This is a genomic window from Elusimicrobiota bacterium (genome assembly GCA_040757695.1).
In the GTDB taxonomy this organism is placed as follows: Bacteria; Elusimicrobiota; UBA8919; order UBA8919; family UBA8919; genus JBFLWK01.
In genome coordinates, this window is record JBFLWK010000114.1 from 1 (window position 1) to 5,735 (window position 5,735).

The 5,735-nt window shown below is 36.0% G+C and carries 5 protein-coding genes; all 5 read left to right on the forward strand.

Features of this window, described 5'->3' with window-relative positions; all coding sequences use genetic code 11:
• Positions 1-265: 265 nt before the first annotated feature.
• On the forward strand, positions 266-1,633 hold the full coding sequence (locus tag AB1349_12510; GenBank protein MEW6558150.1) for a sugar transferase: 1,368 nt from the start codon (positions 266-268) through the stop codon (positions 1,631-1,633).
• A gap of 14 nt (positions 1,634-1,647) precedes the next feature.
• The gene (locus AB1349_12515) at positions 1,648-2,583 is read left to right on the forward strand and encodes an NAD-dependent epimerase/dehydratase family protein (protein ID MEW6558151.1); all 936 of its coding nucleotides are present in this window, start codon (positions 1,648-1,650) and stop codon (positions 2,581-2,583) included.
• Between the two features lie 105 nt (positions 2,584-2,688).
• On the forward strand, positions 2,689-3,711 hold the full coding sequence (locus AB1349_12520) for an NDP-sugar synthase (protein ID MEW6558152.1): 1,023 nt from the start codon (positions 2,689-2,691) through the stop codon (positions 3,709-3,711).
• Between the two features lie 88 nt (positions 3,712-3,799).
• Positions 3,800-4,126: a cupin gene (locus tag AB1349_12525; GenBank protein ID MEW6558153.1), complete on the forward strand. Its 327-nt coding sequence runs from the start codon at positions 3,800-3,802 to the stop codon at positions 4,124-4,126.
• Complete coding sequence (locus tag AB1349_12530) at positions 4,110-5,618, forward strand: phosphoglucomutase/phosphomannomutase family protein (protein MEW6558154.1); 1,509 nt, start codon at positions 4,110-4,112, stop codon at positions 5,616-5,618. Before AB1349_12525 ends, AB1349_12530 begins: the two co-directional genes overlap by 17 nt.
• The last annotated feature ends 117 nt before the right edge of the window (positions 5,619-5,735 follow it).

Below are 5,735 nucleotides of genomic sequence, written 5' to 3' on the forward strand. Positions count from 1 at the left end.
TTCACGTCAATTTTTTATAGGTTCCTTTATAATATGTCTCAGCATTTATTAGCAAGCGTGTCTGATGAATCAGACCACCCTATTTCTCATTAGAGAAATGGGAAATTTGCCAAACTACAGTAAATAATAGTTGCATCAACACAGATTAACACAGATTAGAAGAAACAGATGAGCACAGATATACACAAAATCTGTGCTTATCTTGTAGCATTTCATCTGTGCCTATCTGTGAAATCATACATTTATTTAGTTAACAGAGCACTATATGAAAACAAAATTGAGAAAAATAATATTTCCAGTTGCTTTATTTGTTGCTGATATTATAGCAGTCTATTTCTCGTTTGTTTTTTCATATTGGATAAGGTTTTATTCAGGATTAATACCTGTTATTCATGGCACACCGGATTTCAGCATCTATCATAATGCAATCCTTGTTGTAATTTTTTTATGGATTTTGATTTTTGTTTATACAGGCTTTTATGCTGAACGACGAATAGATACCGTCGGTGAATTCCTGAAGATTCTTAAAGGTGTATTTTTGGGGACTGTTGTTATTTCAGCACTGACATTTCTGTATCGTGAATTCACATTTTCTAGAATAATGCTTGCGATTGCGTTTACTATAAATGTAATAATGATATTTTTATTCCACGAGATTGTCAGATTCGTTAACATCTATGTCAGCAATCTTTTGCTCGGCACACATAAGATTCTTGTGTTAGGTAGTGGCAAAATAGCAGACGATATAAAAAAAATCCTAAAACACAGAAAAGGTTTTGAAGTTCACTATTCACATTTTACCGATGAAGAACATCTTAAAAATTTTATCAATAATTACAATATAAACGAAGTTATTTTTTCACAGAGCCATACCGCACATAAAGAAACCATCAGGATTTCAAACATCTGCGAGGATTTAGGTGTTGATTTCAGGTTCGTGCCTGATATTCTGGAGTTGGCGCTTGGTGAGGTGGTGATTGACGAGTTTTTAGGACTGCCAGTTTTTCGGCTGAAAGCGATCTCACTTTACGGCTGGAACTTTTATATTAAACGGTTAATGGATGTAGTTATTTCAATACTTGTTCTTGTTTTTACAGTGTATTCACTCTTGTTAATAGCACTCCTCATAAAACTTGAAGATAGCGGACCTGTTTTTTACAGACATAAACGAAGAGGACTGCGAGGCAGAGATTTTGATTTTATAAAATTCAGAACAATGGTTGAACATGCTGATAAAATGTTAGATAGTCTAAAACATCTTTCTGAACGAAAAGGTCCGGTTTTTAAGTTAAAAAACGACCCGCGAATTACAAAAATAGGCAGATTCTTAAGACGATATTCTATTGACGAGATACCGCAGTTTATAAATGTGTTAAAAGGTGAGATGTCAATCGTAGGACCGCGTCCTCAGGTTTTGTGGGAAGCAGACCATTATGATGATATTGCCAAACGGCGACTGAAAGTCCTTCCAGGTATCACAGGGCTCTGGCAGGTTTCCGGCAGAAGCGATATCTCATATGAAGAGATGATTCGGCTGGATATTTATTATCTTGAGAATTGGTCGGTTGCTTTGGATTTAAGGATAATGGCAAAAACGATTCAGGTAATTCTGTCTCAAAAAGGAGCATGTTAGTAAAATTTTCAGATATGAAAATTTTAATTACTGGCGGGGCGGGGTTTATCGGCTCAAATATAGTTGATGCATATATCAATGCAGGGTACAGTGTTGCTATTGTGGATAATTTATCAACAGGCAAAAAAGAAAACTTGAATCCGAAAGCGAAATTTTATCTCGCAGATATCACAGATACCAAAAAGATTACACAGATTTTTGAGACCGAAAAACCTGATATTGTAAATCATCACGCAGCCCAAATTGATGTTCGCAAATCTATTGCAGACCCGGTATTTGATGCAAAAACGAATGTTATAGGCACCATAAATCTTCTGGAAAATTCCGTTAGAAACAGGGTTAAAAAATTCGTTTTTGCGTCTTCAGGCGGGGTTATGTACGGCGAGTGCGGAAAAATTGCGCCGTCAGAAAAAAAGATTCCACAGCCACTTTCTCCGTACGGAATTACAAAGCGCATTACGGAATACTATCTGAATTATTATGCCAAAACCTACGGGCTTAAATATGTCGCACTCCGTTACGGGAATGTCTATGGACCCCGTCAGGACCCGCATGGTGAGGCAGGTGTTGTAGCAATTTTTATCAACCGGATTTTATCAAACAGTGAAATAAATATCTTTGGTGATGGAGAACAGTTGCGTGATTATATTTTTGTATCTGATATTGTTGATGTTAATTTAATAGCACTCAAAAAAGGCGAAAATGCGATTTTTAATATAGGAAGAGGTACAACAAACTCGGTAAATCAACTTTTTTACGAGTTAGCAAAAATAACAAAATACTCTAAAAAACCGGTTTATAAGCCGCCAAGAACTGGCGAGCTTTTCAAAAGCTCGTTAGATGTTAAGAAAGCAAAAAAAGTGCTTGGCTGGTCTGCGAAAGTAGATTTTACAGAAGGGCTGAAAAGAACATTTGAATATTTTAAAACACGAATAAAGGCATACGAATAAAGGCAAACATCACGAATGAACGCGAATACTGGCAAGGTTTTATTCGTAATAATTCGTGATAACATTCGTGATGTGTTATTCGGGTAAAAGGAATGAAGCGACAATATGAAAGCAATCATTTTGATTGGTGGGCTTGGGACACGATTGAGACCTCTAACCTGTAATACGCCTAAACCGCTTTTACCGGTGCTTAATAAGCCGTTTCTTTTGTATCAAATAGAACATATCAAAAAATATGGTATCAACGAGATTATATTATGTATGGCATATTTACCATCGGAATTCAAAAAATACTTTGGTGATGGCAAAAAGTTTGGTGTAAAAATTTTGTATGCGATTGAAGAAAAACCACTTGGGACTGGTGGCGCTATCAAAAATGCCCAAAAGTTTGTGGACTGCCCGGTGTTTGTATTTAATGGTGATGTACTTACTGACCTCAATCTGTCAAAAATGCTTGAATTCCATAAATCAAGAAAGTCAAAAGCAACTGTTTCATTAGTGCATGTTCAGGACCCGTCAAGTTTCGGGCTGGTTGAAACCACAAAAACAGGCCAGATTGTCCAGTTTTTAGAAAAACCGTCATTAAACCAAATAACCTGTGATACAATCAATGCGGGCACATACATTTTAGAACCACCGATTTTTGATGAGATGGAAAAAAATACTGTTTGTTCGGTAGAACGCGAACTTTTTCCAAAACTGCTGAGCAAAAAAATTCCGTTTTATGGATATGTCTATTCAGGTTATTGGATTGATATAGGCACTACGGATAAATATCTCCAGGTTCATTATGATTTGATAGGCAGTATGAAAAAAAATGTAATCAGCAAAGAATCACGGGTTGACAAAAATGTCAGAATTTTCGGCCGGTTGGTTATCGGCTCCAACTCCGTAATTAAAAGCAACACAACAATTTCAGGTAATGTTTGTATAGGAAACAATGTCAAAATCGGGAACGGTTGTTTCCTTTCCGATTGCATAATTCTGGATAAAACGGCAGTAAACAAAAATAGCAGAATTGAAAAATCGGTTGTCGGCAAAAATTGTATTATAGAAGCGAATGCGTATCTTACAGCGGGTTGTGCTATCGGTGATAAGACACTGATAAGAAAGCACAGCAAACTATGATAAACGCAGATGTTGCAGATATAAAACAGAGATGTCCGCAGATTTATCAGCGGTAATCTGCAATGTAAATCTGTGGTAATCAGTGATTATGAAGATTGTAAAAAAACCATGGGGAAAAGAGGTCTGGTTTGCGCATACAAAAAAATATGTTGGCAAACTGCTTTTTATCAAAAAAGGACATCGGTTGAGCAAACAGTATCACAGGATAAAACACGAAACACTCTATACGCTCAAAGGTAGATACATAATGGAATTTGGCAATAGCAAGAAAATAATGAACGAAGGAACGGTAATTGTCATACCGCATAAAAAAACTCATCGGATGTTCGCAAAATTTTGTGATGTCACATTGATTGAGGTCTCAACACCACAGGTTCGGGATGTAGTTCGGTTAGAAGATGATTATGGCCGTTAACACAAGAACACAGGAACACAAGAACATAAGAACAATTTGTTTCGGTACTGATGGCTGGCGTGGTATTATTGCAAAAGATTTTACTTTTGAGAATGTCCGTATCGTCACACAAGCAATTGCAGACTATTTAAAACAGATAGGAGATAGCAGATATGGGATAGGAGATAAAAATTCTTTACTCCAATCGCCTATCTCCCATCTCTCATCTGTAGTTATTGGTTACGATAATCGGTTCCTCTCTGAAAAATTTGCACAAGAAGTTGCCAAGGTGTTTGCTGGAAACAAAATCAATGTTATAATTTCACAAACATCTGTAACCTCACCATCGGTTTCATTTGCCTGTAAAAAATATGATTGTCTTGGCGTGATGCTTACTGCAAGCCATAACCCGCCCATCTGGAATGGGCTGAAACTTAAAATGCATTATGGTGGGTCAGTATCCGAAAAAGTTGTTGATACGATTTCGCAAAATCTTTACAAAACTGATGTAAAAACTGGCAGTGATAAAATAGAAACAGTTGATATTCTAACCGATTACAAAGAATATCTTAGATCAGTTGTCAAATTGAACCCTTCAGCAAAATTGAACCGAATGAAAGTTGTAATTGATTCTATGCACGGTAGTGGCTCTGGTATTTTTGAGCAATTACTTAAAAACGAGAAAAAAATTATTTCAATACATAATTACCGAGAACCATTATTTTCAAATATGAATCCTGAGCCAATAGAAGAAAATCTTGCTGAATTAAAAAAGGTGGTTGTAAAAAACAGTGCAGATGTAGGCTTTGCTTTTGATGGTGATGCCGACCGATTGGGTGTTATAGATGATAAAGGCAGGTATCTGCCACCACATATTGTTTTTCCGTTGATTCTGCTGTATCTTACAGAATACAAAAAAATAAAAGGCAAGGTTGTCCAGACAATTTCGCTTGGCTATTTATCGGAAAGAATTGCAAAAAAGTTTTCACTACCATTTGAAGAAGTGCCCGTCGGGTTTAAATATGTTTGTGAAAAAATGTTGAATGAGGATGTTTTGCTTGGTGGTGAAGAATCCGGCGGTTACGGTTTTACGGGTGGGCTTCTTGAACGCGATGGTATCTTAAACGCACTTTTGATTTATGAGATGCTACAAAAAACCAAAAAGAAACTATCGTTACTTGTAGATAATTTACAAAAACGATTTGGGAAGTCATATTTTTTAAGGAGGGATATAAAACTTTTGAAACCTATTGACAAAAAAATTTTTATTAAGGATATTGAACAAAAAATTTGTAATAATTCGGATGTTAATTCGCGACAATTCGCGTTTCCAATAAAAGAAGTAAGGTCTTACGATGGTACAAAGATAATTTTTGAAGATGGCAACTGGCTCTTGCTTCGGCCGTCGGGTACCGAGCCGGTTTTGAGAATATATTCAGAAACAGAATCAATTACAAAAACAAAAAAATTAGTTGACTTGGCTGAAAAAATTTGCTTTAATATATTACTGTAGTTTGGCAAATTTTTGCTAATAAATGTTGAAACATATTGTTCATTGACAAAAATGGAATAACCCTGTAAAACAGGGATGCACAAGAAACCTGAACAATTCCTATGAATAGTTAAGTCA

Excerpts from the sequence above, each read along its gene's own strand:
- AB1349_12515 (MEW6558151.1), top strand. The coding sequence starts at position 1,648 with ATGAAAATTTTAATTACTGGCGGGGCGGGGTTTATCGGCTCAAATATA.
- AB1349_12520 (MEW6558152.1), top strand. The coding sequence starts at position 2,689 with ATGAAAGCAATCATTTTGATTGGTGGGCTTGGGACACGATTGAGACCT.
- AB1349_12530 (MEW6558154.1), top strand. The coding sequence starts at position 4,110 with ATGATTATGGCCGTTAACACAAGAACACAGGAACACAAGAACATAAGA.
- AB1349_12510 (MEW6558150.1), top strand. The coding sequence starts at position 266 with ATGAAAACAAAATTGAGAAAAATAATATTTCCAGTTGCTTTATTTGTT.
- AB1349_12525 (MEW6558153.1), top strand. The coding sequence starts at position 3,800 with ATGAAGATTGTAAAAAAACCATGGGGAAAAGAGGTCTGGTTTGCGCAT.